Here is a 24,265-nt window from a genome sequence, read left to right on the forward strand (position 1 = left end):
CGGGGCTGGGCGGCCAGACTGTCGGCCGTGACGCTGCTGGTGGTCGAGTCGCTGACCAAGCGGTACGGCTCGATCGTCGCCGTCGACGACCTGTCGTTCTCGGTGGCGCCTGGCGAGACGGTCGGGCTGCTGGGCCCCAACGGCGCCGGCAAGACCACCACGATGGGCTGCATCGTCGGCCTGCTGCAGCCCGACGGCGGGCAGATCGCTGTCGACGGGCTGGCGCCGAACTCGCCGCCGGTCAGCGCCATGGTCGGGTACGCGGCCCAGCGGACGACGCTGTACTTGTCGCTGCGGGTGTCGGACAACCTGTCTTACCTCGGCGGCCTCTACGGCCTGCGGGGCGGCTCGCTCACCAAGGCAACTGAGAAGATCGTCGACCTCTTCGACCTCGGGCTGCTGACCGATCGCAGGGTGAAGGACCTCAGCGTGGGTCAGCAGAAGCTGGTGCACCTGGCGACCGCCGTCATCCACGAGCCCCGGCTGCTGCTGGTGGACGAGCCGACGGCCGGTCTCGACGTCTCGGCCCGCCAGCGGGTGATCGACGGCATCCGCCGGCTGGCGGCCCAGGGCACGGCGGTCATCTTCAGCACCCACTACCTCGAGGAAGCCGACGAGGCGTGCGACTCGCTGGTGATCATCGACCATGGCCGGCGGGTCGCGGCCGGACCGCTCGCCGACCTGCTCGCAGCCGTTGCCGACCCGGCCACGGTCATCACGCTCGGCAGCGGCGAGACCGTGTCGTTCGACGACCGTGACCTGCTGGCGGCGATCAATTCCGTCGACCAGGACCAGATTGCCGAAGTGATCGTCGAGCGGCCCTCAGTCCGCCGGCTGTACGAGCGTGTGATCGGCGATGGCGGGAACGATGACGAGAACCCTCCTCGTCACACGCAACGAGCTGCGCCTGCTGCGCCGCGACCCCTTCCCCCTGTTCGTCCTGATCGGCATGCCGGGCGTGCTGCTGTTCTTCGTGTCCGACGCGCTCATCGGCGGTCCGGAGCACTCGGTGCCCGCCCTGGCCTCGCTGTTCGCGCTGCTGGGAACCGGATCGATGGGGTTCTCGTTCTTCCGCGAGCACGGATGGGGCACCTGGGACCGGCTGCGCATCGCCCCGATCCGCACGATCGAGATCGTCACCGGCAAGGCCATCCCCATGCTCGCCGTGACCGCCGCCCAGCAGCTCATCCTGGTGGCGGTCGGCATCGCCACCTTCGGCGTCGAGGTGCCCGGCGGCGCAGCGCAGCTCATCATCACGGCGCTGGCCTGCGCAGCGACCTACGTCACCCTCGCCATCGCAATGACCTCGCTGTGCCGCACCATGTCGCAGCTCAACGCCGCCTCGATGCTCGGCACCATGGCCGTCGCAGGCGCTGGCGGCGCCATCGCCCAGATCACCACGCTGCCGGGCTGGGTGCAAGCCATCGCCCCCGCCAGCCCCGTGTACTGGACGATCGACGCCTACCGCAGCGTGCTCGCCGGCGAGCAGGGCTTCGGCCGTGCCATCGCGATGCTGCTCGGCTTCACGGCCCTGTTCATCGCCGTCACCCTGTGGCAGTTCCGGGCCGACAAGCCCAAAGAGAGCTGGCTCGGCGAGTAGTCGACTCCAAACGTCACGCTCCGCGCTGAGGTGAGCCTGACGAGTCGCAAGAACGCAGCTCTGCGAGCGCTCGCCACTTGGCCTCGTCGATCCGCCGGGCGCGCTCGGGATCGCGCCGCGCCTCGTCCCGCAATTCGTTGAACTTCGTCGTGCTCGGCATTGGCAGAGACCCCCTGTTTGCTGCGCTTCCCGAACTCAACCCGCGCTGACCTCGACCACAGCGCCCAGGCGTTTGAGGCCCAGACGCTAAACAGCCCCGACCGAAGTCGGGGCCGTCGGACCGGGGCTACGCGCCCCGGTGGGGTGCCCAAACGATACCGCCAACTGGTGCCGCAAGCAGCTACGGCCGCCCGAAGGCGACCGTAGGACGTGGCGTTCGGCCAGGGGCCTATGCGCCGACATTCAGAGCTCGTTGTCGAGGGATTGGCGTGCTGCATGCACGCAGTCGCGCAATCCGTCGTAGTCGTCTGTGTATTCGGCGAATTCGGCGGGCGGAATCCGGTCGAAGTACTCCAGAGCAGCCACTAGCTGCTCGGGGGCGAAGCCGGGGTCTTTCTCGCCCGCGAGCTGGCAGATCTGGTCGATGTCGAAGCGGGTCAACAAGCCTCGGAAATCGATGAAGTCCCTGGATTCGCCTCGACCCGACAGTGCGAGCACCTTGTCTGCTGCCAGTTCGGCCTCGGCCAGCATGAAGCCCGTATCGGTTGAACGGGCCGGCAACATACGGGCATCCGATGCGAGGTCGACGTAGGTCACCTCGTCGGGACTGCCGACGCGCAGCCGTGCGAACGTCGATCCTTCTGCGAGGCGTGTCACTTCGAAGCCTGCGTGCTCAAGGGCGGCCTGAGCGGCGTCAAGCAGGGCCTCGACGGACTTCGGATGCACCGTGAAGAAGTCGAGGTCGTTGGTCGGACGGTCAGCTATTCCGCTGACGATGATGGCTGCGCCACCGGCGAGAGCGAAGTCGTCACTCTCGGCAAGGTCAGCCAGGATGCGCAGAATCTGCTGCTGAAGATCGGACAGCACTGCGCAGCTAGGTCAACTGCCGGTGCTCGGCGAGCCAGGCACGCCAACGCTCCCGCACATGCGGTGCCAAGTAGATCTCGTCCCACATGTCGACGAGAGCGTCGACATCGACGAAGTACCGCACGTTGGCTTCGAGTCCCTCGGTCATGACTCTGGCGTAGGCCCGGCAGCGCTGTTGACGATCTTCCAGGTCATAGACATATGGAGGACTCCACGCGATGTGGCCCGGGAGCCTCACCGTGCCTTTTGCCTTGGGCAACGACCGATCGTCGACGTCTGCCGGGATCGCGACTGGCATCCGCCCGAGTGGACGGCGCGTCTCTTCGCACGTGTCGGTCTCAACGCGGCCAGTCATGAGTCCATTGTATTTGCGGGTCCGGATCTCACGATCTGCGACGCCCCCGCCGGCAGCTCGTCCCACACCTCGCCCTCGAGCTCCCGCCCACCGGCCTTGGGCGTCCTGCCTCCCCACAACCTCACCGCTGCGGGCACCTTGCGCAGGTGATCGATGCGGAAGGCGTACCGGCGAGTCTCCACGCTCACGCCCATCGGTAGGTTCGACGGCCAGTCGAGCTCGCCTGCGATCCGGCTCAGCCGCTGCGCTCGCTTGGTGAGCACCTGGTAGGTGTGCTGGGGCGTCTGGCGGATCACCTCGAAGACCTGCGCGATGAACTCGGGCGGCACACCGTCATGGAAGAGATCGCTCATCGAGTCCACGAACACGAGGCGGGATGCGCTCCAGCGTCGAAGCACATCGAGCGATGACCGATGCAAGGTGAGCTTGAAGCCCGGCCCGCTCGTCGCCGGGTCGCCGTCGTTCTGGTACTTGGGCGACCCCATCGCCTTGAGCCGCTTGGCCAGGGTCTGCGCATAGCAGCGGTCGCAGCCCGGCGACACCCGATCGCAGCCCGTGGTCGGGTTCCACGTCGCCTCGGTCCACTCGATCGCCGACTTGTCAGCCACGCCTCAACCGTAGGGACGGGCTGTGACAGCCAACAGCTCCGACTGTTCGACGCCGGCCCAGGAGAGACGGTGCGATACGAAGCAGTTGGAACGCCAGATTCGATAGTCGAGCCCCACCCCTACGCGCCAGCGTAGGGGTGGGGGAAGCCACAAGCCTGTGCCCAGACGCTAAACAGCCCCGGCCGAAGCCGGGGCCGTCGGACCGGGGTTGCGCACCCCGGTGGGGTGCCGTCACGATACCGCTGCCCAGCACTGTGCGAAGCCACAGCCGACACCGCGCTAGAGCCCGGCTAACGGCTCCTCAAACAAAGCACCTGAGGACTGCCTGCCGAGCTTGTCGCTGACTACCACCCCACCGCGAGTTCGGCCGCTCGCGTCCACGTACACATGCCGACGCGAACGCAGCCGTCTTGCGTAGCGCATCCGCAGCACGTCGAACTGCGGATCGTTATGGACGCCGACGGAGCGACTGGCGCAGTAGACACGTGCCGCAATCGGAAAGAGCAACGCGGATGCAACGAGATCAGCGAGCTGCAGTCCGACGTGATTCTCGCTCCTGCCGAACAACGGCGATTCGATGAGCCAAGGCAGGGCGTCCCCGCCGAACTGGTGCTTCTGCGTGAACACGGAATGAGAGACACGAACATCTTGTCGATGATCTCTGCCATCACAAATGACGAGGCCACGCATGTGCTGTGCACCTAAGTAGTGGTCGAAATGCCGAACGATGTCCTGAACGGCATACGTGTAGGTGGCATCCGGCCTCAGCGATTTCTTGGGTTCCTTGACCCAGACGCGACCGACGAGCCGGATGTCGTGTCGCTCGATAAGCCGGATCACGCCGTCAAGCACACCAAGAGCATGTGAGCGCTCCCGATGTCCTCCCTCGCGCAATGCCCTCCGCAACGCCGAACCCTTGACTTCCATGAGCATGTAGTCGAGATGCCGTGATGCCGCACCTGGGTAGAACCTTCGCTTCAGAGCAAGGAATTCAGCCGTGAGGGGCTTGATCGCCGTTAGCTCCACGATGAGTCCAGCAAACACCATGAGCGGCGTTGCCCGAGGGCCGGCGTTCGGGGCTTCGAATCCGCCGGACTCGTCGATGTAGCAGACGTACATCGCTCAGCACGCAGCTACGGCCGCCCGAAGGCGGCCGTAGGACGTGGCGTTCGGCCTGAGGCCTATGCGCCGATGTAGAAGTACACGAGCACTATACGTCACGACCTGAGCTCCAACCAAACCGCTTCAGACATTCGCTCCGCTCTGAAGCATCGCCGTCTGCCTACGGCACGTGAGCTGACGCCGCGTTCAGCGGAGCGACGGAGAGACTAGATCCAGGCTGCTCAAGAGCACGGTGAATTTAAGTAGGGACCCCAGCCGCCGCCGGCATCTCGTCCCACACCTCGCCCTCGAGCTCCCGGCCGCCGGCCTTGGGCGTCCTGCCTCCCCACTGCTTGAAGAAGAACGCCACGCCGGCCGCCGTGCACCTGTCGCGCAGCTCGGTGACCCACTCCAGCTCCATGGGCCGGGCGCCGGCACCGGACTCGCCGCCGGCAATCACCCAGTCGATGCCCGCAAGATCGAGCTCGCCGAGCGGGCCGAGCAACGGCTCGGCGCTCACGAACCTCACCGCTGCGGGCACCTTGCGCAGGTGATCGATGCGGAAGGCGTACCGGCGAGTCTCCACGCTCACGCCCATCGGTAGGTTCGACGGCCAGTCGAGCTCGCCTGCGATCCGGCTCAGCCGCTGCGCTCGCTTGGTGAGCACCTGGTAGGTGTGCTGGGGCGTCTGGCGGATCACCTCGAAGACCTGCGCGATGAACTCGGGCGGCACACCGTCATGGAAGAGATCGCTCATCGAGTCCACGAACACGAGGCGGGATGCGCTCCAGCGTCGAGGCACATCGAGCGATGACCGATGCAAGGTGAGCTTGAAGCCCGGCCCGCTCGTCGCCGGGTCGCCGTCGTTCTGGTACTTGGGCGACCCCATCGCCTTGAGCCGCTTGGCCAGGGTCTGCGCATAGCAGCGGTCGCAGCCCGGCGACACCCGATCGCAGCCCGTGGTCGGGTTCCACGTCGCCTCGGTCCACTCGATCGCCGACTTGTCAGCCACGCCCCAACCGTAGGGAGGGGCAGTAGAGCTAGCAGACAGATCAAGGAAGCCAACATGACCGACACGCCGCGACCTCGACGAGCGCTCGCGATGGGCGCGCGGGGCTCGTTGGCGCCGCTATCTCCGACCTGCGCGATGCTGTCGCGCTATGGCTTCCCAAAGTTCCCTGCTGGTTTCCGCGCGCCGCCGGGCCGATGCGATCCGAGCGTCCGGCCTCACGATCTACGACTCGGTTCTCCTGGAGAGTCCTGAACTCTTCTTTTCGGACGATGAACTCGAGGCGTTGCTCGCGAACCGGCTACTGGGACAAGAAGTCTCGGGCCCAATCCGAAGTCGGTCCAAGGTTGCTAAGCGGATCGTGGCGGAGGCACTTGGGTATGAGCCTCCGACCTCGTTCAAGAAGATCAATCCTCGCTTTCCGGGCCAGGACTTGGACGTTCATGTCCAAGTAAGCGACAACCTGCAAATCTGGAATCAGGAGGTATCACCCGAACGCAGATACGTGCTGATGCGCCCCGATGACTTGGGGATCGTCCGGGCCGTCAAGGTGGTTCGCGGCCAGCAGGTCGCTCAGTGGGACCGGACCGGGACCTTGACGTCCAAGTTTCAAGCGAAACGGACCCCCGGACGCGCGGGTTCGACGCTGGTCAGCGAGGTCGACACGATCCCGCTAACTCGGGTTCTCAGACCGGGATCTGTCTCCGCCTATGTGCTCGCCGCGCAGGGCTCTGGTGCCCGGCCAGAGCCGGGCGAGGTTCTTTCGATCGCCGAGATCTACAACCGAGCGCTCGCGCTGGCCGGCACGCGTCTTCCGACCGTCGGTGCAGAGCAGGATCGGGTCCGCGGTGAGCAGCGGCAGAAGGCTGTCACTTCGGCGTTGGGAGTCGGGCGGCATGACAACCACGGTCAATGGCCGGACCTGGTTTCTCAAGCGCTGGAGGTGAAGCTTCAAACGTCACCAACCATTGACCTGGGATTGGTCTTGCCTACGGACACGGCGCCAGCAATGGCGGTCGGCTATGACCTTCGGCACTGTGACGCGCGTTACTTGGTCGCGTATGGCGAGATCATGTCGTCAGGGGAAACCGAGATCACCGAGATCGTGGTTTCCACCGGTGCCGAGTTCTTTGACGAGTTTGTCCAGTTCGGCGGCCTCGTCACGAACTCGAAGCGACAAATCCCGCTACCTTCCGACTTGTTCGAGGCCTAGCGAGGACCAGACGAGCCCATCGAGACGATCAGCCGCGTCCTCACGGCGCAACGCACGGATCTCATCCGCGAGTCTTGGACTTGGCTTGGGGATCGGTAGACGCTCCATGTACTGCGTCATGAATCGTCGACGACCGGCGTACAGAAAGTTGCCGCAGGCCCGGTCGTAGAACCATGTGCAGAAGCTCGAGTTGCCCACAGCCGTCACGATCTCAGCCAAGTCCTCGTCCTCGATGATGACCCAATAGCAGTCGCCGTTAACAATCGCCCCGGAGCTGTCGAAGGCGAATCTGGGCTCCTCCGCGATGTCCGGGAAGACCACCTTCGGTTTGCGCCAGAGTGCCGGTCTCTGCGGCACCCAGATCTCGAACCACTTTCTTCCGGCATCGACGACGTACTTCCGGCCCGCAAGTTGGTCGCGGTGTTGGTCGAGGTAGGCCGCGGTGCGAGGGAACGAACTGAGGTCCACTGGTGTCGCGCGCGCACTGTTAGTCTGGTACGGGTACAGAATCTGCCGCTGGCCAGGTGCCGCGGACCAAGGCTCGATGTCCTGGTGAGTCAAGAGTGGACGGATCAAGGCCCGCTCCGGGCGTAGATCATCCGGAAGGCGCGACCAGTCCGAACGGATGAATACGGAGTCAGCGGTCGTCTTGATCCCAACTCGGATCTTGCCGATGGCCCCTAGCTCAATCGTCTCCGAGCGTCGGAGTACTTCGAATTGCCGCCGAGTTTCTTCATCGACGGGATTCCAAGGTCGATTCGAGCCGGCATCATGGTCCAGGAGGCCTTCACGAATGGCGAACGTCCGCCCAGAATCCTCGATGAACCCAGAGACTCGCTCTCGCAGCGCCTCCAGGACAGGTGTTGCCCGTGGTTTCGAAGCCATCAGATCTGGCTTGACCTCGTAGACAGCCCGGAAACGCGGAACCCCAGCGCGTTTCTCAGTCGGGCCCGCACGTACCCCTGAGACAATCACCGGCAGCACCGCTGCCTCGAACAGCTTCGTATCGCCGAGATCCACCAGCTCTCGTAGCACGAGCTCGTTGAGCAACAGCCGACGCATCGAGCTGCCAGCTCGATTTGTGAGGAACTTGTTCGAGCAGAGCAGCCCAATCGCGCCGCCGGGTGCCAGAGCCTGAATCATCGTCGCCGCGAACACCTGGTAGAGATCGACCCGTCCGGTGAGTCCGTAGCTCCTGCCCAACGACTGGGCGTGGTCCGAACCCAAGGTCTGTGTTCTCACGTACGGCGGGTTCGAGATCACAAGATCAAAACCGAGGGGCTGAATCTGCCGATCAGTGCCAAACAAATCCCAGTGTCGGCTGCATTCAGCCTGTTCAGCAATGAAGTCAGCAACCTGGAGTTGGACACCTCTCGTCTCAGCTAGTCGTGATGATGCGCGCTCAATGGCTTCCGGATCGATGTCATAGCCAACGACGGCTTCGACATTGACCTTGCGTCGCCCGGCCTCCGCCACCGCAGCGACGAGCAACTCACCATCGCCGCATGCCGGATCGAGGATGCTGATGGGGCCCACATCCTCGTAGGCATCGAATGCCTGCGCAGCCAAGAATCGCGCGAGAGCAGGTGGCGTGTAGACCACCCCACCGGCCTTGGCCGGGTTGGCGCGGTGACGTTCGGTGAGTGTCTGTGTGCTCATCTCGGCAGCATCGTTGACGCCTGTGACATCCATCAACGCGCCTGACGCTCAGCTGACCAGAGGAGCACTTCTGACCGCAGCCACATCTTGCACCGACCCTTTCCCAGATCGACTACCGATCGCGGCATGTCCGGGTAACGACGTTGGTACGAAGACACCGTGTTGCGCTGCGCGAGTCCTAGGAGGTCCGCAACACCGTGCGCGTCGATTAGGTCATCGGTGTCGACCCAGCGGCCCATGCGTTGGCGAGCCTACATGTGTTGACACCGCGGATCCGGGATTCGACCTGAGACGCCAACGCGTGCTACCGCTTTACCTCATGCATATGCCTGTTGGCGCGTAGCCGTTGTGGGAGACGATGGTTCTTGTCTCAGCTACTTCGCGGTCTCGCAGCACTCCACTACGCAGCACTGCGGCTCGGCCATCACGGGCGCGACCGGCTGCCAGTAGATCATCGCTAGGCCAACTGCTCCGATGAGGGCTCCAAGGACGATCCACGCAACGCCGGTGCCAAGGTGAGTGAGCCGGGCGGCGATGGTGTTCTCGCCCGTCTCCACGTTCTCGGCATAGTCGCGGGCGAGATAGCGGCGCAGGCCTGACGGCTCGCGAGTCAGTTGGGCTGTGTCCGTCCTCATGAAGGTCGATCGGGCCCCGATCAACGCACCCATGACGAGCGTGCCCCAGATGGTCATTGCAGCGCCGAGGAGCAACGCAACGCGGATGATCGTCTGCAGAGGCTGTCCTAGCGTCGCGGCATCGTCGAGCGCGGTGAGGAAGAACACCGATATGGCGAGTCCGACAGGCAGGAGGACACTGGCCCGGCGAATGATCTGTTGGAGCTGCACTATCTGCGCGTCGAGTTGCCTCTTGCCCTCCTCGATGGCCAAATGCTGGTCGTCGTCGTCCCACTCGTCGATTCCCGAGCCAATGCGGCCAGGGTGGACCTTCCTGTCTGTGTAGTAGTCGAACGCGTAGCGACTGAGCGAGGCGAGCAGGAATGCTGCGTGGTTATGGCCCTTCCGGCGCTGGCGCGGAGGCGCGTCGTCCGTGTTCTCCTCAGGTGCCGAGACTCCTCCTTCAGAACTCATAGGTCACCGCTGAGAAAGCCGACGATATGGTCGGTAATGGGCCCGGCGACGTCGTCAGGCAGGAACATCCATTGTCCCGCCGGGTTCAAGTCGATGAACACTGCCGGACCGTTCTCTGGAACGAGCCAGTCCTGGCTTGAGAAGCCGACGCCCAACGCGTCTGCGAGTCGGAGGGCTTGAGACTCGACGTCGAGCGAGTCGTGCCGGCGCCATGCGCTGTGAGCACCCTCCGCCATTCGCCAGTCGAGAGGCCAGTCGGCAGCGTCGATCGCCGCCGTGCGCACCTCGCTTCCAGCCGTGACGACGCGCAGGTGCCTCTCGGCCTCAACTCGTTCCTGCGCGACGAATGGTGCAGTGGCGAAGTCTCCCGAAGTGAGTATCTCCTCGGTCAGTTCAGCCGTGTGCACTACCTGGGGCTGCCCGCTCTCATCAACGAACGCACCAGTCGCGAGCGGTTTGAGAACTGCATCGCTGCCCAAGGACCGTCGGATCTCATCGGGGTCGTCGGATACGACCGTCTTCGGTGTCGCGATGCCGATGCTGCGTGCCATCGCGAGCTGATGGAGGCGATCCTCCGCCGCTAGCAGGGCGTCCACCCGCGTCATCCATTCGCAACCCTTGAACCGACTGAACGATGCAATGAGACTCACACGAGCCCGCAACGAGACGTCGGCGACCGAGCCGACTAGGTCTCCTGTTGTCCAGCGGCTCGGCGCTACGCGCCGCAACCAGCCGCGCGACCCGGAGGTGACCTCGGTGCCGCCGATCGTCAGCCCGTCAGAGGAGTACGAGAAGCCGACCTGGCGCAGCGAGTCCGCATCGAAGATCAGCGGCTGGACGCTGCGCGGACGAAGCTGTTCAGCGACTGCCCGAAGATGGAAGTCTGACTCGTCGCCCACTAGCAACGCGCAGCGGTGCGTCACGACAGTGGCAGCAGCCCGGCATCGTCGTACGTCTCTGGCTCCTCCCTGGTGTAGGCAGTACCGAGGTCCGCGATCGACGGCAGCAAACCATCGTCGTCGGTGGTTTCAGCAGTGACTCTCGTCACAGATGTGCTCAGATCTACGATCGACGGCAGCAGGCCATCATCGTCATAGGTTTCCGGCGGAGCGAATGTCTGCTTCGTGCCGCCGTGGGCGACTGCGCCCTCTACTGGACGACCGAGCAGCTCAAACAGGCTGGTCTTGACCACTGCACACTCCCTTCGTGACACCTCGACGCAGAATATCTGCGAGCGTCGCTACTTGGCCCACCCGCGGGAACGAACATGTGCGCCTGGGGCGGCCGCTCTCGTGCGGTAGCGGCCTGTGGCTACGTCGTACTCGACGGTAGGTTCGATTCGGCCGGAGAGGGGTCGACGTCGGTGACATCAGTTTGGGCCAGCCTGCGGGAATTCGACGGCTCACGAGCGAGAGCCTTCGAAGAGTTGTGCAGTCAGCTCGCACGTTGCGAGTCTCCCGCCAACGCTGCCTTTGTTCGCACTGGCAACCCCGACGCAGGCGTCGAGGGCTACTGCACGCTCAGCGATGACACAGAGTGGGGATGGCAGGCAAAGTTCTTCGAGACTTCGCTCACGCAAACGCAGTGGAACCAGCTTGACCGGTCGGTGAAGAAGGCACTTGGCACCCACCCCAAGCTCACTAGGTACCACGTCTGCGTTCCACGCGACCGCTCAGACGGGCGCAAGCCAAACATCAAGACCGAGATGCAGAAGTGGCATGAGCGCGCCGCGAAGTGGCAGGGCTGGGCCGCCGATCGCGGCATGGACGTCGAATATGTCTGGTGGGGCACATCGGAGCTGTGGGAACGGCTCTCGCTGCCAGAACAGGCAGGTCGGCTCGAATTCTGGTTCGGCGATCCAAAGCTGTTCGTCGAGAGCTGGTTCAGGGGTCGCCTGGACGAAGCAATCGCGTCGGCCGGTGCGCGCTATACGCCTGAGCTGCACGTGGAGTTGCCGATTGCCCAGACCCTGGAACTCTTCGGGCGGACAGGCGCCGCTGGGGAATCGGTGCAGCGACTCGCCAACGACATCCGCCGTTCGTGCACCTACGAGATCCGCCGAATCCCCACGGAGGACCCATCGAGCGGCGAGCTGTCACTCAAGTCCCTCACCGATGAGTGCGACGAGGTCATGTGCGCGCTCGCAGACTTCGATTGTCCACCGGATCAGCCTTGGCGGGTCTCCAACGTGTGCGAGGCGATCCAACGCACGCTGGACTTAGCTGAAGACCATCATCAGCCACTCACATCAGCCGAGCGCAGCTACGACGAAGCGAACCCGGTCGACGAGGACTCTTACGCCCCAAGGTCGAACCCGTTTCGCGAAGCGGGATTCGCTTTGCGACGCTTGGAAGGTCAGCTCTGGAGAACCCAGGACGAACTGCGACATCGCGAGCCGGTCGTCAACGCTGACTTGCTGATCGTCACCGGGGACGCTGGCACTGGCAAGACGCATCTGCTGTGCGATGTCGGCGCCGATCGCATCGCGCGAGGCTTGCCAACCGTCGTCCTCATGGGACAGCGATTTCTGTCCAAGGCAGACCCCTGGACGCAGGTGCTTGAACAGCTCGATCGAGTTAGCAGTTCGGCAGATGCGTTTGTCGGTGCTCTGGAGGCGGCGGCCCAAGCCGCTGCGTGCCGGGCGCTCGTCATCATCGATGGCATCAACGAAGGCGAGGGTGATGCAATCTGGCCGGCGCACCTAGCACCGTTTCTTGCTCGGCTGAGGCGCTCTCCCTGGATTGGGATTGTGCTCTCTGTGAGGACGACGTACCTGGAGCGAGTCGTCAGCCAGGAGGTCCTGCAAGACGCGCACGTGCTGGAACATCATGGGTTCGCAGACTCGACGTACGCGGCTGTGCGGCGATTCTGCGAGCACTTCGAATTGGAGTTCCCCACGACGCCGTTGTTGCGTCCCGAGTTCGACAAACCGCTCTTCCTGAAGGCGCTCTGCGAAGGCTTGCGTCGTGTCGGCCAGCGTCGTTTTCCGGTGGGCGCCGAGGGCATCACGAAGGTGTTCGACAGGTACCTGGAGGGCGTGAATGCCGAGATCGCAGATCTGCTGGACCATGACCGGTACTCGGCAACCGTCCAACGGGCTCTCGACGGTTTCGCTTCCGAGCTTGCCAGTCGTCGTGAGTACTGGCTGCCGCGAGGCGAAGCGCTCGAGCTCATCGGTGGATTCGCGCCTGCGAGTGGATTCAGACGTTCCCTCTATCGGTCACTTGTTGACAATGGCCTGCTCATCGAGGTGCCGACGGGGGGTCAGGACTCGGAGATCGCAGTCCAGTTCGGGTTCGAATGGTTCGCTGACCATCTGATTGCGCGCCACTTCGTCAACTCGCATGAGACGCCGGAGAGCCTCGCAGAAGCACTGGACATTGAGAGTTCCGACGGCATTGCCTTCGCCTTGGGCTGGCGCCCGGGTCTGCAGGACGCACTCACGGTTCTCGTGCCCGAGTGCCACGGCGTCGAACTGCTCGATGTCTACTGGGACGACGTGTATGGACCGTCGATAGTCGAAGCGTTCTTCCGCACGCTGCCGTGGCGAGATCCTGACACGATCGGTCCGAGGTGCATCGAACTTGTAGAAGCAGCATTCGAGAGCGTTGAGGATTACGAACGGCGGCAACTTCTCGACGCGCTCGTGACGTGCGCAACGATCCCCGGCCATCCGTTCGGTGCCGAGTCCCTCGACGATCGCTGGCGTCGGATCCCCATGGCAGATCGCGACGCCGACTGGTCCACTCATCTGCACTACGCCTACGGCCGAGACGGTCCCGTGGACCGGCTACTGGACTGGGCTGAGGGCCTGCACGCGTCGGATACCGCAGCCGATCCGGAGTCAGCGTGGGCGTGTGCTGTCGTCTTGGCTTGGTTCCTGGCGACCTCCAATCGATTCGTGAGGGACCGGGCCACAAAATGCCTCGTGGCCTTGCTCGACGGGAACTTTGACTTGGCTGCACAACTCGTGCATCACTTTCGCCACGTCGATGATCCCTACGTACGCGAGCGCGTGATGGCCGCTGCGTATGGAATCGCCATGCGCAGCACGGACGTTCAGGGAGTGGCGTCACTGGCAGAGACCGTCTATCGGGAGGTGTTTGCCGACGGCGAACCGCCGGCGCACTTCCTCCTGCGCGACTACGCACGCGGCGTAATCGAACGGGCGCTCTACCTCGGTGCCGAGATCGTTGTCGATCGCTCGAAGATCGAGCCGCCGTACCAGAGCGACTGGCCCCACATTCCTGACGACGTCGAACTCGAGGAACTCGACCGGGACGAGACAGACCCCTCTGAACCGATGTCCGATATGGAGCGCGTGCGAGGGCAGATTCGATTCTCGGTGATGCATTGGGACTTCGCTCGATACACCATCGGCACAAATTCCAGTACCGAGTCCAGATCGTGGCTGTCTGTGCCATTGGAGGATCCCCGTTGGCGATCATGCGATGAAGAGCTGGAGGATTTCTTGGGCTCGCTTGAAGGGGATCTCCGCGAGATATTCGAGCGGCTGATCGAGCGCAACCGCCCGCGCCCTCCGACGATCCGCTTCGCCGCTGACGACGCCTCCGGCGACCAAGGCGAGTCCGATGAGCCGGGCTTTGCATTCGCCATCCGGCGTCGGATAGTGGAGCTCGGGCTCGAACAAGTCGTCGTACAACTGCTCAACGGCGAGCAGAAGGCGCAATACGACGAACTCATGGCGCTGCGCGACCGCAGGGAGCCCCGCCTAGGTCTCGACATCATTCAGCGCTACGTGTTGTGGCGGGCATTCGACCTCGGCTGGACCGTCGAGCGGTTCGGCGACTTCGACTCGCGGGTGGCGTCCTTGACGAGACACGACACTCAGAAGCCGGAACGTATGGGCAAGAAGTACCAATGGATCGCGCTGCACGAGATCCTCGCCCATATCTCGGACAACTTCCAATACCGCGCCAGCTACAGCGATACCCGCCCATTCGCGGAATACAACGGACCGTGGCAGGGATACAGGCGCGACATCGACCCGTCGTTCATCCAACCCGCGATGCGAAACCACCGGCCAAGGAGCACTGCCTCGCGCGAATGGTGGACGAGCCTCGACGACTTCGACTGGGCCGAGGACGCCGATGCACTCGACTGGCTGGATCGCGCAGACGAGCTGCCCGATGTCCTCGGGTTGCTGCGACCAAGGAGCAACGAGGACGGCACCGCGTGGCTCCGGCTCGACGGCAGCTGGACGTGGAGGCAGCCAACCCCTCCGGGCCACGATCAGTGGGACCGTCCGCGAAGAGAAGTGTGGGTCAACCTGACCGGTTACTTGGTTGAACGAGGATCAGCCGCTGAGACTTTGGAGGCTCTCCGCACAACCAACTCTCGGGAAGAGAGGCTTCCTGAACCTGGGAACCCGTGGGTGCTCTTCTTTGGTGAAGTCGGGTGGAGTCCCGGGTTCCGCGATGTGGTGATCCTGCCCGAGACCGAAGGCCTTTTCGTTGACGAGAGTCAGCCACCGCATATCCGATCCCTTCGACCGGCTGCCATGTCCTACGTGGGAGGAGATGGGGGTTACGACTGCTCAACCTCTGAGCCAGTGTCACTGTGTCGGCCAGATTGGCGAATCGTCGAGTCGATGGGCCTGACGTGGACAGGCAAGAACGCAGACTTCAACAACGTCGCCGGCGAGCTTGTCGCATTCGACCCGGTTGGCCGCGGCAGCGACACATCGGCCCTTCTCATGCGGGAATCCGACTTCGCCCAGTTCCTCGAAGAAAACGAGACTGTTCTCATATGGTCAGTCATAGGAGAGCGAATGGCCCTACGTTCGAGTCACGGAAAGTGGGACGGCGCCCTCAAGTTTTCTGGCGTGTACGAGTACACATCTGAAGGTCCCATAGGGAACCTGAAAACTCAACTGTGGCGCCCGGGCGACGTCGTCTAGCTGTCTCCGTCTTTGGCTATTTCGCCAACGATCTGATCGCCATCGATATCGATGCCAAGCAGTTCTTCGAGGTGCCACACCAAGCGGGCCTTGGTCGTGAAGAACCTGTAGCCGAGTTCGCCGAGCTGTTCTTCCGTGTGGGCATCGGCGTCGATCAAGAACGCGACCGGCGGTGGTCGACCGGGTTGGATGCCTTGCGGCCACGCGATATCGGCCACGGCAAGAACTTCGTCCGTCGTGTCATCGCATATCTCGTAATGCGTCTCGGGCGCCGCGATCCCAAGCTCGGAAGCAAGAGCGAGGACATCCCTGATCTCTTGGTCCTCCGCCTCGTCTTCGGCGGGCTGCAGCTCGAATGCCAGCGGAGACTTCTCGGATGCGGCCGCAGCGCGGCCGCCGACCGGCTGTGCAGGGGTGCCGATTCCCTCCCGGAGTGTCCGCAGTAGCTCGTTGGCCGCATCTGCCAGCAGCGTTCGACGCGCAGCCAAGAAGTCGGGATAGCGGTCGATCTGCCAGAGCGCCTCATCCTGAGGAATCCACTGCGACGCGAGCACGCCTGGGTTGTCGGCTTCGGCCTCGGCGAGGTAGCGGGCAGGGTCGGCTGCACTGATCGACTGATTCCCCAATGCCGTCAGGAAGCAAAAGTTGGCGAGCGCGTTCACCTGCGAGCGGCTGTAGCTGGCGTCGTATAGACGCTTCTTGGGGAAGATGTGGTGTACCTGGAGCTTGCTGTGCTGGCCCAGCAGCGCATGCGACAGCTGGATGCCGCTGAACAAGTCCCTTGACGAGTTAACGCGAGTCAGGATGTACAGCAGCGGGTAGAACCGGGCCCCGATGCTGGAGCTGTCGAAGTCGTCGGGCTGGACCGTGAGGCTGCCCCGCCACTGCTCGAGTTCTCGAATGAGACTGTCGATACCGCCCGCTTCGAGCGCGTGGAGATCTCGCTGCAGCTTGGTTTCGGTGGAGGCGCTGTAACGGCCCCACATGAAGCAGTGCATGTACCAGAACAGCATCCGCTGCTGTGTCTGATGGTCGGTAACCGAACCGCCCCGCTCTGAGACCATTCGGATCAAGGCGGCGAGCGCGTACGGGCCAGCCAGCACGCGGCTGTGGTCGATGCCCAACCGGTCGCCAAACAGATTGAGGATGAATTCGATACTCTGCGCGGCCTTCTTCAACGCAGCATCGAATTCCGAGACTGAAACCTCACGCAGACTGTTGAACGACGCCTGGTTGGTGGCTACCGCGGTGGCGCAGCGCAGCAGCCATTCCTGGCGGAAAGAAAACTGAGCCCTTTCCCAGTCGCCAAGCAGACGGCGCAACTCGTTGCGCACCTGCGGCGAGTGCGCGCACAGACGAGCGAGCGCCAGATCGGCCGACGACAGCTTCGTGCCACCTGAGTTGACACGGTTGAAGATCTCTACCACCTCATCTACCGAGAGGTCGTCGCCAGCGATTTCCTCGATGTGCAAGTCGGTCTCGCGGATCTCCAACAGTCGATTTAGACGCTTGATGTAGGTGATCAACGGGAAGTTGCCTGAGCGTTGCTCGAATTGGTGGACGACCTGTTCGAACTCGGAATTGAAGAGATCCGTTACCGAGACCCAGAGCGGGTCGTCGGCCATCTTCACCGGTCCGTAGAACTCGAAAGTCTCCGTCTCGACGTTGAAGTAGAGATCGGTGAAGGCCTTTTCGTTGCCCTGGAAGAAGTCAGGCGGCCGACCATGCACGACACCGAACAGCGAAGTTGCGCGCTGCTGTCCGTCCAAGAGCAGCTTGACCGCGCCGCCGGTCTGTCCCGCATCGCCGCGGACCGTTTGGGGGTCGGGCTGGGTGGTCCAGACCAAGAACCCGCCAACCGGGTAGCGCCGGTACAGGGAGTCGAACAGGTTCCGGACGTCCTCGCGCCCCCACACGTAGCCGCGCTGGAACTCGGGCAGTGCGAACTGCTCCTGTTCGATGTTGCTCAAGATCGCCGAAATCTTCACACCGCAACCTCCCGCCAGTCAGCGCCAGAACCGTAGTGACTCGTGTCGTTCCACGGAGTAGAGCGAGCGGTGGTGAGGAGCTAACCCGGCGGCGATGGGATGACTCGGCTGCGTCCTCGGAGCATCCGTAACCTCGCCGCCGTCTCACAGGACGGGAAGCCGAGGAACACCATGGCCAAGAACGCAGGTACGACCATCACCGCAACCGGACGCGATCCCTCCACCGAACCGATCGCAACGGGCGTGTTCGCCTTCGAAGGGGACTGGGACGCTGACCTGCGTGTCCCGTGGAGCATCGAACCGATGCTCCACACCCTCCAAGTCATCGGCGAGCTCAAGTGCATCCGCCGCAACGTCGCCACTGTGCCCGAACTGCAGCACTACCTCGACAAGTGGCTCCAGAAGCGCTACGCCGGCTACCAGGTCGGCTACTTCGGCTTCCATGGCGGGCCCGGCAGCCTCTGGCTCGGCGGCAAGCGCTACGTCTCGCTCGAAGACCTCGAAGCCCTGATCGACGGCCGGGCGCAAGGCCGCATCATCCACTTCGGCTCGTGCTCGGTCATGGGAGTCGGCGAGTCACGGCTGAAGGCGTTCCAGGAGAACACCGGAGCCCGTGCCGTCATCGGCTACCGCAGAGATGTCGACAGCGACCTCAACTGGGCCGCGTTCGAGATCCTGCTGCTGGAGGCGCTGAGCCGATACCGCCAGATCGGCGTTCCTGCCCGGCACCTACGCGAGAACTACGGCTACCTCTGCGACAAGCTCGGCTTCGAGTACATCTACTGAGCCAGCAACCAACTGACTCCTAACCGACCAAAGCCGCTATGCCATCGGCTCGCGTCGCGCGAGGCCACTACGCTCACCGCGTGCTTTCAAAAAATGAAAGAACTCGAAGCCGAGGGCTCGACGATCTGATGCGCCTCAGTCAGCAGATTCAGCGGCGCACGGAAGAACGAGACTCGCTGCTTGCGCGACTCCACGCCGAAGGATGCTCCCTGCCTGAACTGGCCAGCGCAGCCGAGATCTCAGTCGGCAAGGCTCACAAACTTGCCCACTCGAAGCTCAACCGCATCGACACGATCGGCTACGAAGGCCGCAACACCGCCGAGTTCGTCGAAGCCCTTACGTCAGCAGGCGTCACATTGCTCGTAGACGTCCGCGAGAACGCGATGAGCCGCGTTCGAGGGTTTTCAAAGAGCCGGCTGCAAGAGGCGCTTGCGGAAGCTGGCATCGCCTACGAGCACATGAAGGGCCTCGGTAATCCCAAGGAGAACCGCTATGCTCTCCGTTCCGGGGATGAACGGGCGATCGCCTACTTCAACAAACGCCTCCTCAACGGGAGCGCGGATGACTTGAGACGCCTAGGGGAAGTGCTGCAGAGCGAGCACGTCGCCCTCTTGTGCTTCGAGCGCGATCACCAAACGTGCCATCGCAGCCTGATTGTGGACGCGCTCCAGGCACAAGACCGGACATTGCACGTGGTGAACCTCTAGCGCAGCGGCCACCAGCATCCGAGAATCAGGAACGACCCGGGATGCTGATGCATGTTGCCCGAGAAAAACATCGTCTCGCGCTCAGGCGCGCAGATCTGATCCAGCCACTTCGTGCGTAGGTGCTCGAGTACTTGGTCGGGCCCGTATTGGTCGCGCCAGCTGCGGTATGCCTGATGGATCTCCCAGTCGATGATCGACATGTGATGATCGACATGTGGTGCGGGGACTTGCCAGGAGCGCAGTCGGCGCAACGGAATCTGTAGCGGAAGTAGTAGGGAATCGCCTCGACGAGCGGCAAGTCAGCCTTGTGGATGTCGAAGAGCGTCGGCTGTGATGCCAGGTAACGCCGAGCTTCCTCCCGTTCGTCTGCTTCGCGTTCGTCCACCGTGAAATCGAGCACCTCGTCAGGGACCACCAGACCGAGCGAGGTTCCATCTGCCCTCTGAGCTGCCTGAAGCTCGCACATCGAGTAACGGTGCAACTGGTCGACGACCGGTCTTCGAGCTTGCCAGTTCCTTTCGGAGCCCAGATGGCCGAGTAGCTGGATGGTTGATGCATCAATCGAGTGCGACTCGGGCCTCGAGTCATTGCGCGGCCGGCGAACTCGGACCCTGATGCGGTCCCACTTCCTGAATCGCACTTCGAAGGGCAAGTCTCGAAATGGCACGGGATAGAGCCGGATGTGGCTGGCAGAACCCAGCAGACCCTCCTGGATGCCCGCAACGCACACCGTCTCGCGGTGCTTCGTCGATATCGCCGGGTACGCCTTCACCGTGACGGTCAACTCGATTTCCGACCAAGCGCCGTCGCGGACGTCCATGCACAACCCTCCAAGCGACTCGATCACCCTAAGACCCGGTGTGCGTCGAACACGCTGCCTTTTCGTGTGTCACGCTGGCTCATGGCGCGCATCACGGTCATTGCTGACGACGACTGGGGCGGCGAGCTCGGCGAGCTGTTCCCCCGGGTCGTGGACCCCACCCACCGCCGAGTCGACCACATCTTGGCCATCCACTCGCTCAACCCCCGCAGCATGGCCGCACACCAAGGCCTCTACGAATCGGCCATGGCCGGCACCGCCACGCTGCGCAAGGTCGAACGCGAGCTCATCGCCCTGGTCGTCAGCCTCACCAACGACTGCCACTACTGAGTGGTCCACCACCGGCGCGGTCTGCGCCGCCTCATCAAGAACGACGAGCTCGTCGCCGCCGTCGAGCACGACTGGACCACCGCAGGGCTGTCCGCAAAGCGCACCGCCATGCTGGCCTACGCCGTCAAGCTCACCGAGACCCCCGCCGCCACCACCGACGCCGACGTCGACGCCCTGCGCGACGCCGGCTTCAGCGACCGCGACATCCTCGACATCACCGAAGTCGTCGGCTACTACGCCTACGCCAACCGCATCGCCGACGGGCTCGGCCTCCAAACCGAAGACTGGATCCCCGACTAGCGCGCAGCGACGACCTTGGCGAGACCGAGGATGTCGGCATCGAAGTAGAAGCGAACGGTGGCAGGCTTCACGCGGCGTGCGCTGCGACACGCGACGTTTCGTAGGCGACAGCCCACCTGACATTCTCGAGCGCCAGGTCGAACTGTTCGGCCACTTCGTTTTCGGTCTCGCCTCCGTCAATATGCTCAACGATCGCCGTCGTGCTGATGCCCGCGATGGCCGGCCGGCCGAATCGCTTGTCCGGCCGGCATCGGACCGGGGATGCATCGTCAGCGTGCGGTCGCCACGCGACCGGTCGGTCGTCGTCCCATTCCACCCGCTTCACGAATGAATCAGCAGGCGGAAGAAGCAGTGGCTGGCCATCCACCACTGCGATGAGATGCAGTTCGCCGCGCAGATCGCACCGCTCCTGAAATCGGACGAGCAGTCGTCGTCCCTCGCCGACCCAAGGTGCCGCGTACGCCAGCGGATGGGCTACGCCGAGCTCATCGCGGAGGGCAGAGACAAAACTGCGAATCTCGTGAAGCCGAACTTGGAGATTGCGCCGATATTGGCGCAGGAGTCCTGCTTCTAGGAATTCCGGCCAGGTGAGACGCGTGTCACCGGTCGCTTCGACCCGAATGACTGGCTTGTAGTGGTGGCCGCTTCGCTCGCCACCCTCTAGCCACCAACCGAGCGTGCTCCGGCTGACAGCAAGGATCGCCGCAGCGTCGGTCAGCGAATAGACGGGTTGGTCCAGGTCGAATGCTTGGGATCCGTTCAGCGTCCGCTCCAGTCGCCGTAACTGTCGGACATCATGACTACCACCAGTTTGGGCTCAACTACGAGGCAATTGACACCCGCAGTTGCGACCCGGCGCCCCTTCAGCTGAACTCGACGTCCACTGGGCGCCTGGGATGCTGCCGGATCACGCTCGAACCTCTCGGCGTTCGGTGGTCGCCCTCGCTGAGGCTTAGATTGCGCGAGCCCGTGCTGCGTCCTTCGAGGCGAGTGCTGTCAGTCGCCGACTCGATACGAGGCCCACGGCTGTCGCCGGCACGAGCAGCGCGGAGCCCAGCGATCCCCACCATGACGAGACTCCGAGGTCCGGAGCGCTCAACTGCCCGAACACCCACAGTGCCAGGCACGACAACACCGAGGCGGCAAACCCGGCGAGGAAGGCGACGCCGCCGCTGGCGGCCACATAACGCCCATCAGGCCAGCGTGGCGTCTGCCACCAAGATGTCGAGCCAGCGGCGTCGAGCGACTCGTAGTGAATGGGGGCAGCAGCCCACGGCCCACGCTCAACCTCCGCACGAGCGCGAACATTCAACGCCCGAAGGGCGACGGCCGAGACCGCCATCAGCAGTACGACCACCAAACCGGCCCCGGGCACCGTTGCACTGGTCGGAATGCCCGCCAGTCCGAACAGCCACATCCCGGCTGCGGCCAGACTCCAAGCGCCGACCTTGATCCACGCAGCGATTCCGTCGTCCCGCGGACTGATCAGCCGCCCATCAGCCCAACGAGGCCGGCGCCATGAGGACGACGAGGGCTTCATCGGAGGCCCCTCAGGGGCCAGCTCGGGTTCAGCGCTGACACTCACAGACGTTCCCCTCGACCAATTCGACCGTAGCGAACAACCCACCCTCTCGATATCGCCGGGCGCTCCGCCGGTTCGCACTCAGGCTGCTACGACCAGTCGTCGCCCAGGTCGATATCGAGTGAGATGAGCTCGATCGCCCCGTCGGCGGATCGCTGACCGACGACGGTGAACGCGCGAACGAGCACCCCTGTCGAGATCAAGGCCCGGTAGTCATCCCGACCCGGAATCAGCGCCGGTAGGTCATCGAAGCCCACAGCGAATCTCTCGACGATCTCGAACAGCTCGAAGGTCTGGAAGTCGTTCGTGGATGGTTCGCCGTTGGGTCCCCGGTCACTAGGCAGCTGACGGTCGAGGTCTTGGAAGAACTCGACAGTCGCTCGGACCTCTCGGCGTCCGGCGGTCACCCTCGCTGAGGCTCGGATTCCGCGATCTTCTGCTGCACCCGCGACTTCGCTCGTTCAACGAGTTGCGGAGGCGCCTCGTCAAGGTCCGTGACGATGCTCGCTTCGAACAGAGCGTGTCGCTCGGCCGGACTGAGCTTCTCGAGCTCTGCCGCCGTCACGATGTTCTCGGCCATATGCCGATCATAGGTTCAGCCCGATCGGATCCAGCGTCTGAATTTCGTACGAGGCCGCGAGGCCGCCGGGGGGAACGGCTTGACCGTGGCGAGGCGCGGTTCCTAGCGTTCGGCGTGTTGGCGGCGGCGTTGGGTGCTGCTGCTCGAACAGGGGGAATCTGACATGGCTGACATGAAGCTGGCGTTGTACTTGCCGAACTTCCGCGACCACGTGACCGTTCAGGAGCTCGAGGATCTCACCGACCTCGCTGAGGAACTGGACTTCGACTCGATCTGGACGCTCGACCGCATCGTCGTGCCCGAAGTCTCGGACCGGGGGGAGCTGCAGTACCCGTTCGGGATGATGGAGCAGTTCCCCACGCAGCTCCCCGTCTCGGCGCGCGGCCAGTGGTTCCAGGGCTGGCCGCTCATCCCGTGGCTCGCTGCGAAGACCTCGAAGTGTCGCATCGGCATGAGCATCACCGACACGCCCTACCGCTCGCCCGGCGTGTTCGCCGCCGAGATAGCAACGGTGGACCACTTGTCGAACGGTCGCGTCAACGTCGGGGTCGGCTCGGGCTGGATGCCCGAGGAGTTCGCTGCCGCAAGCGCATCGCACCTCTTCCCGAAACGGCACAAGCACGTGCGCGAGACCATCGAGATCTGCCTGGGCATCTGGACGAACGACCTGTTCGAGTACCACGGCGAGTTCGCCGACTTCGGCCCCAGCGGGTTCGGCCACAAGCCGCTGCAGGACCCGCATCCGCCGATCTTCATGAGCGGCCTGCGCAACCCGGCCATCTCCGCCAAGCGAGTGGCCCAGTACAACCTGTCGGGCTGGATCGGCATCCAGGACACGCCCGAGGAACTGACGGAATGGCTCACCGCCTTCGGCGACGAACTCGACAAGCTCGACAGCTCGCACAGCGTCGACGACATGGAGATCTCCAGCATGTGCTGGTTCGTGATCACCGACGAGCCGACCGATCAGACCCGCAACGGCAAGCTGACGAACCTGCTGGCCGGCACCGCCGAGCAGATCACGCAGAACCTGATCGAGCTGAAGGCTGCGGGCATGACCATGCCGCTCATCTGGCCGCCCTTCGCCGACGTGCCGGTCTCCAAGACGCTGGACGACCTCCGCCAGCTCAACGACGAGATCCTCCCCCAGGTGAACGCCGCCTAGCCCCTCGGCGGCTGCGCCGCTGTCAACGTATGCGGCGAACCGCAGCAACCAGCCCGACCGCGAAGCCCACGAACTCGATGAGCGCCAGGCTCAGCGCCGTGTGGAAGAACACACCCGCACCGTCGCCGATCACGTTGGAGTGCAGGTCTGGCGTGTCCAGAACGAAGTGCAGCAGGTAGCCGAACACGAACGACGCATACATCGACGCGGCGAACAGCGCAGCGCCCAGCCGGACGCTGCGACGGAACGCCACCCACACCGCGGCCAGCGGCAAGAGCGTCACCACCACAACGATGTACGCGAGCTGGGCGCCCGGGATGGGCACATCAGCGGCCGCATGGCCATAGGTGTGCGTCAACCCGACACCGAGATGCAGCGCTGCGATCCCCGCCAGCGTGAACTGCTCAAACCTCGCGGAAGCTGCCATA

General features: G+C 63.7%; 26 protein-coding genes and 1 pseudogene. 10 read left to right on the forward strand and 17 right to left on the reverse strand.

Going from position 1 to position 24,265, the window contains the following annotated elements; all coding sequences use genetic code 11:
- Window positions 1–102 precede the first annotated feature (102 nt).
- A pseudogene (locus ACOGXQ_RS06720) lies at window positions 103–537 on the forward strand (ATP-binding cassette domain-containing protein); the annotation flags it as partial.
- 331 nt (window positions 538–868) lie between these two features.
- Window positions 869–1,600: an ABC transporter permease gene (locus ACOGXQ_RS06725; protein WP_419946649.1), complete on the forward strand. Its 732-nt coding sequence runs from the start codon at window positions 869–871 to the stop codon at window positions 1,598–1,600.
- A 13-nt stretch (window positions 1,601–1,613) separates the two neighbouring features.
- On the opposite strand, the gene ACOGXQ_RS06730 is transcribed toward ACOGXQ_RS06725, so the two are convergent.
- From ACOGXQ_RS06730 to ACOGXQ_RS06755, 6 genes are all read right to left on the reverse strand, one after another.
- Window positions 1,614–1,760 carry a hypothetical protein gene (locus ACOGXQ_RS06730; protein WP_419946650.1) on the reverse strand — a complete coding sequence of 49 codons (147 nt, stop codon included), beginning with the start codon at window positions 1,758–1,760 and terminating at the stop codon, window positions 1,614–1,616.
- A 242-nt stretch (window positions 1,761–2,002) separates the two neighbouring features.
- Complete coding sequence (locus ACOGXQ_RS06735; protein ID WP_419946651.1) at window positions 2,003–2,626, reverse strand: nucleotidyl transferase AbiEii/AbiGii toxin family protein; 624 nt, start codon at window positions 2,624–2,626, stop codon at window positions 2,003–2,005.
- Window positions 2,627–2,633: 7 nt separating this feature from the next.
- Window positions 2,634–2,981 carry a hypothetical protein gene (locus ACOGXQ_RS06740; RefSeq protein ID WP_419946652.1) on the reverse strand — a complete coding sequence of 116 codons (348 nt, stop codon included), beginning with the start codon at window positions 2,979–2,981 and terminating at the stop codon, window positions 2,634–2,636.
- A complete protein-coding gene (locus tag ACOGXQ_RS06745; protein WP_419946653.1) occupies window positions 2,978–3,589 on the reverse strand; it encodes a DUF5131 family protein in 612 nt (203 codons plus the stop codon). The genes ACOGXQ_RS06740 and ACOGXQ_RS06745 overlap by 4 nt, the downstream gene beginning before the upstream one ends.
- Before the next feature lie 279 nt (window positions 3,590–3,868).
- Complete coding sequence (locus ACOGXQ_RS06750) at window positions 3,869–4,708, reverse strand: DUF3800 domain-containing protein (protein WP_419946654.1); 840 nt, start codon at window positions 4,706–4,708, stop codon at window positions 3,869–3,871.
- 241 nt (window positions 4,709–4,949) lie between these two features.
- Window positions 4,950–5,702, reverse strand: coding sequence for a DUF5131 family protein (locus ACOGXQ_RS06755; protein WP_419946655.1), 753 nt, complete (start codon window positions 5,700–5,702; stop codon window positions 4,950–4,952).
- A gap of 283 nt (window positions 5,703–5,985) precedes the next feature.
- On the opposite strand from ACOGXQ_RS06755, the gene ACOGXQ_RS06760 reads away from it, so the two are divergent.
- Entirely contained in the window at window positions 5,986–6,912 is a 927-nt protein-coding gene (locus tag ACOGXQ_RS06760) for a restriction endonuclease (RefSeq protein WP_419946656.1), read from the forward strand.
- Here the strand turns inward: ACOGXQ_RS06760 and ACOGXQ_RS06765 are convergent.
- The 4 genes from ACOGXQ_RS06765 to ACOGXQ_RS06780 form a co-directional block, all read right to left on the reverse strand.
- Window positions 6,886–8,571 (reverse strand): Eco57I restriction-modification methylase domain-containing protein, encoded by a 1,686-nt coding sequence (locus ACOGXQ_RS06765; RefSeq protein WP_419946657.1) that lies wholly within the window; start codon window positions 8,569–8,571, stop codon window positions 6,886–6,888. The genes ACOGXQ_RS06760 and ACOGXQ_RS06765 overlap by 27 nt on opposite strands.
- Window positions 8,572–8,945: 374 nt before the next feature.
- Complete coding sequence (locus ACOGXQ_RS06770) at window positions 8,946–9,659, reverse strand: hypothetical protein (protein ID WP_419946658.1); 714 nt, start codon at window positions 9,657–9,659, stop codon at window positions 8,946–8,948.
- Window positions 9,656–10,582 carry an ATP-grasp domain-containing protein gene (locus tag ACOGXQ_RS06775; protein ID WP_419946659.1) on the reverse strand — a complete coding sequence of 309 codons (927 nt, stop codon included), beginning with the start codon at window positions 10,580–10,582 and terminating at the stop codon, window positions 9,656–9,658. The genes ACOGXQ_RS06770 and ACOGXQ_RS06775 overlap by 4 nt, the downstream gene beginning before the upstream one ends.
- Complete coding sequence (locus ACOGXQ_RS06780; RefSeq protein WP_419946660.1) at window positions 10,579–10,851, reverse strand: hypothetical protein; 273 nt, start codon at window positions 10,849–10,851, stop codon at window positions 10,579–10,581. The genes ACOGXQ_RS06775 and ACOGXQ_RS06780 overlap by 4 nt, the downstream gene beginning before the upstream one ends.
- A 171-nt stretch (window positions 10,852–11,022) precedes the next feature.
- On the opposite strand from ACOGXQ_RS06780, the gene avs2 reads away from it, so the two are divergent.
- Entirely contained in the window at window positions 11,023–15,579 is a 4,557-nt protein-coding gene (gene avs2 / locus ACOGXQ_RS06785) for an AVAST type 2 anti-phage system protein Avs2 (RefSeq protein ID WP_419946661.1), read from the forward strand.
- Here avs2 and ACOGXQ_RS06790 read toward each other — a convergent pair.
- The gene (locus tag ACOGXQ_RS06790; protein ID WP_419946662.1) at window positions 15,576–17,567 is read right to left on the reverse strand and encodes a GmrSD restriction endonuclease domain-containing protein; all 1,992 of its coding nucleotides are present in this window, start codon (window positions 17,565–17,567) and stop codon (window positions 15,576–15,578) included. The two genes, avs2 and ACOGXQ_RS06790, sit on opposite strands and share 4 nt — an antisense overlap.
- Window positions 17,568–17,738: 171 nt before the next feature.
- Here ACOGXQ_RS06790 and ACOGXQ_RS06795 point away from each other — a divergent pair, with 171 nt between their 5' ends.
- Window positions 17,739–18,353, forward strand: a complete 615-nt coding sequence (locus ACOGXQ_RS06795) for a DUF6642 family protein (RefSeq protein WP_419946663.1) — start codon at window positions 17,739–17,741, stop codon at window positions 18,351–18,353.
- Between the two features lie 80 nt (window positions 18,354–18,433).
- A complete protein-coding gene (locus ACOGXQ_RS06800) occupies window positions 18,434–19,060 on the forward strand; it encodes a DUF488 family protein (RefSeq protein WP_419946664.1) in 627 nt (208 codons plus the stop codon).
- Here ACOGXQ_RS06800 and ACOGXQ_RS06805 read toward each other — a convergent pair.
- The gene (locus ACOGXQ_RS06805) at window positions 19,057–19,260 is read right to left on the reverse strand and encodes a hypothetical protein (RefSeq protein ID WP_419946665.1); all 204 of its coding nucleotides are present in this window, start codon (window positions 19,258–19,260) and stop codon (window positions 19,057–19,059) included. The genes ACOGXQ_RS06800 and ACOGXQ_RS06805 overlap by 4 nt on opposite strands.
- A gap of 701 nt (window positions 19,261–19,961) precedes the next feature.
- Between ACOGXQ_RS06805 and ACOGXQ_RS06810 the strand changes: the two genes are divergently transcribed.
- Both ACOGXQ_RS06810 and ACOGXQ_RS06815 read left to right on the forward strand, forming a co-directional pair.
- A complete protein-coding gene (locus ACOGXQ_RS06810) occupies window positions 19,962–20,210 on the forward strand; it encodes a peroxidase (RefSeq protein WP_419946666.1) in 249 nt (82 codons plus the stop codon).
- Window positions 20,211–20,510, forward strand: a complete 300-nt coding sequence (locus ACOGXQ_RS06815; RefSeq protein ID WP_419946667.1) for a peroxidase-related enzyme — start codon at window positions 20,211–20,213, stop codon at window positions 20,508–20,510.
- Between the two features lie 67 nt (window positions 20,511–20,577).
- Here ACOGXQ_RS06815 and ACOGXQ_RS06820 read toward each other — a convergent pair whose 3' ends face one another.
- Window positions 20,578–20,835 carry a DUF433 domain-containing protein gene (locus ACOGXQ_RS06820; protein ID WP_419946668.1) on the reverse strand — a complete coding sequence of 86 codons (258 nt, stop codon included), beginning with the start codon at window positions 20,833–20,835 and terminating at the stop codon, window positions 20,578–20,580.
- Window positions 20,836–20,889: 54 nt separating this feature from the next.
- On the opposite strand from ACOGXQ_RS06820, the gene ACOGXQ_RS06825 reads away from it, so the two are divergent.
- Window positions 20,890–21,084: a hypothetical protein gene (locus ACOGXQ_RS06825; RefSeq protein WP_419946669.1), complete on the forward strand. Its 195-nt coding sequence runs from the start codon at window positions 20,890–20,892 to the stop codon at window positions 21,082–21,084.
- A 378-nt stretch (window positions 21,085–21,462) separates the two neighbouring features.
- Here ACOGXQ_RS06825 and ACOGXQ_RS06830 read toward each other — a convergent pair whose 3' ends face one another.
- From ACOGXQ_RS06830 to ACOGXQ_RS06840, 3 genes are all read right to left on the reverse strand, one after another.
- Window positions 21,463–22,050 (reverse strand): hypothetical protein, encoded by a 588-nt coding sequence (locus tag ACOGXQ_RS06830; protein ID WP_419946670.1) that lies wholly within the window; start codon window positions 22,048–22,050, stop codon window positions 21,463–21,465.
- Between the two features lie 131 nt (window positions 22,051–22,181).
- Window positions 22,182–22,499 carry a hypothetical protein gene (locus ACOGXQ_RS06835; RefSeq protein ID WP_419946671.1) on the reverse strand — a complete coding sequence of 106 codons (318 nt, stop codon included), beginning with the start codon at window positions 22,497–22,499 and terminating at the stop codon, window positions 22,182–22,184.
- A complete protein-coding gene (locus ACOGXQ_RS06840; protein ID WP_419946672.1) occupies window positions 22,496–22,672 on the reverse strand; it encodes a hypothetical protein in 177 nt (58 codons plus the stop codon). The genes ACOGXQ_RS06835 and ACOGXQ_RS06840 overlap by 4 nt, the downstream gene beginning before the upstream one ends.
- A 172-nt stretch (window positions 22,673–22,844) precedes the next feature.
- On the opposite strand from ACOGXQ_RS06840, the gene ACOGXQ_RS06845 reads away from it, so the two are divergent.
- Entirely contained in the window at window positions 22,845–23,837 is a 993-nt protein-coding gene (locus tag ACOGXQ_RS06845) for an LLM class flavin-dependent oxidoreductase (RefSeq protein WP_419947351.1), read from the forward strand.
- 22 nt (window positions 23,838–23,859) lie between these two features.
- On the opposite strand, the gene ACOGXQ_RS06850 is transcribed toward ACOGXQ_RS06845, so the two are convergent.
- Window positions 23,860–24,264, reverse strand: coding sequence for a hypothetical protein (locus ACOGXQ_RS06850; RefSeq protein ID WP_419946673.1), 405 nt, complete (start codon window positions 24,262–24,264; stop codon window positions 23,860–23,862).
- Between the last annotated feature and the right edge of the window lies 1 nt (window position 24,265).

This window comes from Candidatus Poriferisodalis sp. (genome assembly GCF_965208485.1).
Lineage (GTDB): Bacteria > Actinomycetota > Acidimicrobiia > Acidimicrobiales > Poriferisodalaceae > Poriferisodalis.

Excerpts from the sequence above, each read along its gene's own strand:
- ACOGXQ_RS06725 (WP_419946649.1), top strand. The coding sequence starts at position 869 with ATGACGAGAACCCTCCTCGTCACACGCAACGAGCTGCGCCTGCTGCGC.
- ACOGXQ_RS06730 (WP_419946650.1), bottom strand. The coding sequence starts at position 1,760 with ATGCCGAGCACGACGAAGTTCAACGAATTGCGGGACGAGGCGCGGCGC.
- ACOGXQ_RS06740 (WP_419946652.1), bottom strand. The coding sequence starts at position 2,981 with ATGACTGGCCGCGTTGAGACCGACACGTGCGAAGAGACGCGCCGTCCA.
- ACOGXQ_RS06750 (WP_419946654.1), bottom strand. The coding sequence starts at position 4,708 with ATGTACGTCTGCTACATCGACGAGTCCGGCGGATTCGAAGCCCCGAAC.
- ACOGXQ_RS06765 (WP_419946657.1), bottom strand. The coding sequence starts at position 8,571 with ATGAGCACACAGACACTCACCGAACGTCACCGCGCCAACCCGGCCAAG.
- ACOGXQ_RS06770 (WP_419946658.1), bottom strand. The coding sequence starts at position 9,659 with ATGAGTTCTGAAGGAGGAGTCTCGGCACCTGAGGAGAACACGGACGAC.
- ACOGXQ_RS06795 (WP_419946663.1), top strand. The coding sequence starts at position 17,739 with ATGGCCAAGAACGCAGGTACGACCATCACCGCAACCGGACGCGATCCC.
- ACOGXQ_RS06805 (WP_419946665.1), bottom strand. The coding sequence starts at position 19,260 with ATGTCGATCATCGACTGGGAGATCCATCAGGCATACCGCAGCTGGCGC.
- ACOGXQ_RS06810 (WP_419946666.1), top strand. The coding sequence starts at position 19,962 with ATGGCGCGCATCACGGTCATTGCTGACGACGACTGGGGCGGCGAGCTC.
- ACOGXQ_RS06825 (WP_419946669.1), top strand. The coding sequence starts at position 20,890 with ATGCAGTTCGCCGCGCAGATCGCACCGCTCCTGAAATCGGACGAGCAG.
- ACOGXQ_RS06830 (WP_419946670.1), bottom strand. The coding sequence starts at position 22,050 with ATGAAGCCCTCGTCGTCCTCATGGCGCCGGCCTCGTTGGGCTGATGGG.
- ACOGXQ_RS06840 (WP_419946672.1), bottom strand. The coding sequence starts at position 22,672 with ATGGCCGAGAACATCGTGACGGCGGCAGAGCTCGAGAAGCTCAGTCCG.
- ACOGXQ_RS06845 (WP_419947351.1), top strand. The coding sequence starts at position 22,845 with ATGAAGCTGGCGTTGTACTTGCCGAACTTCCGCGACCACGTGACCGTT.
- ACOGXQ_RS06850 (WP_419946673.1), bottom strand. The coding sequence starts at position 24,264 with ATGGCAGCTTCCGCGAGGTTTGAGCAGTTCACGCTGGCGGGGATCGCA.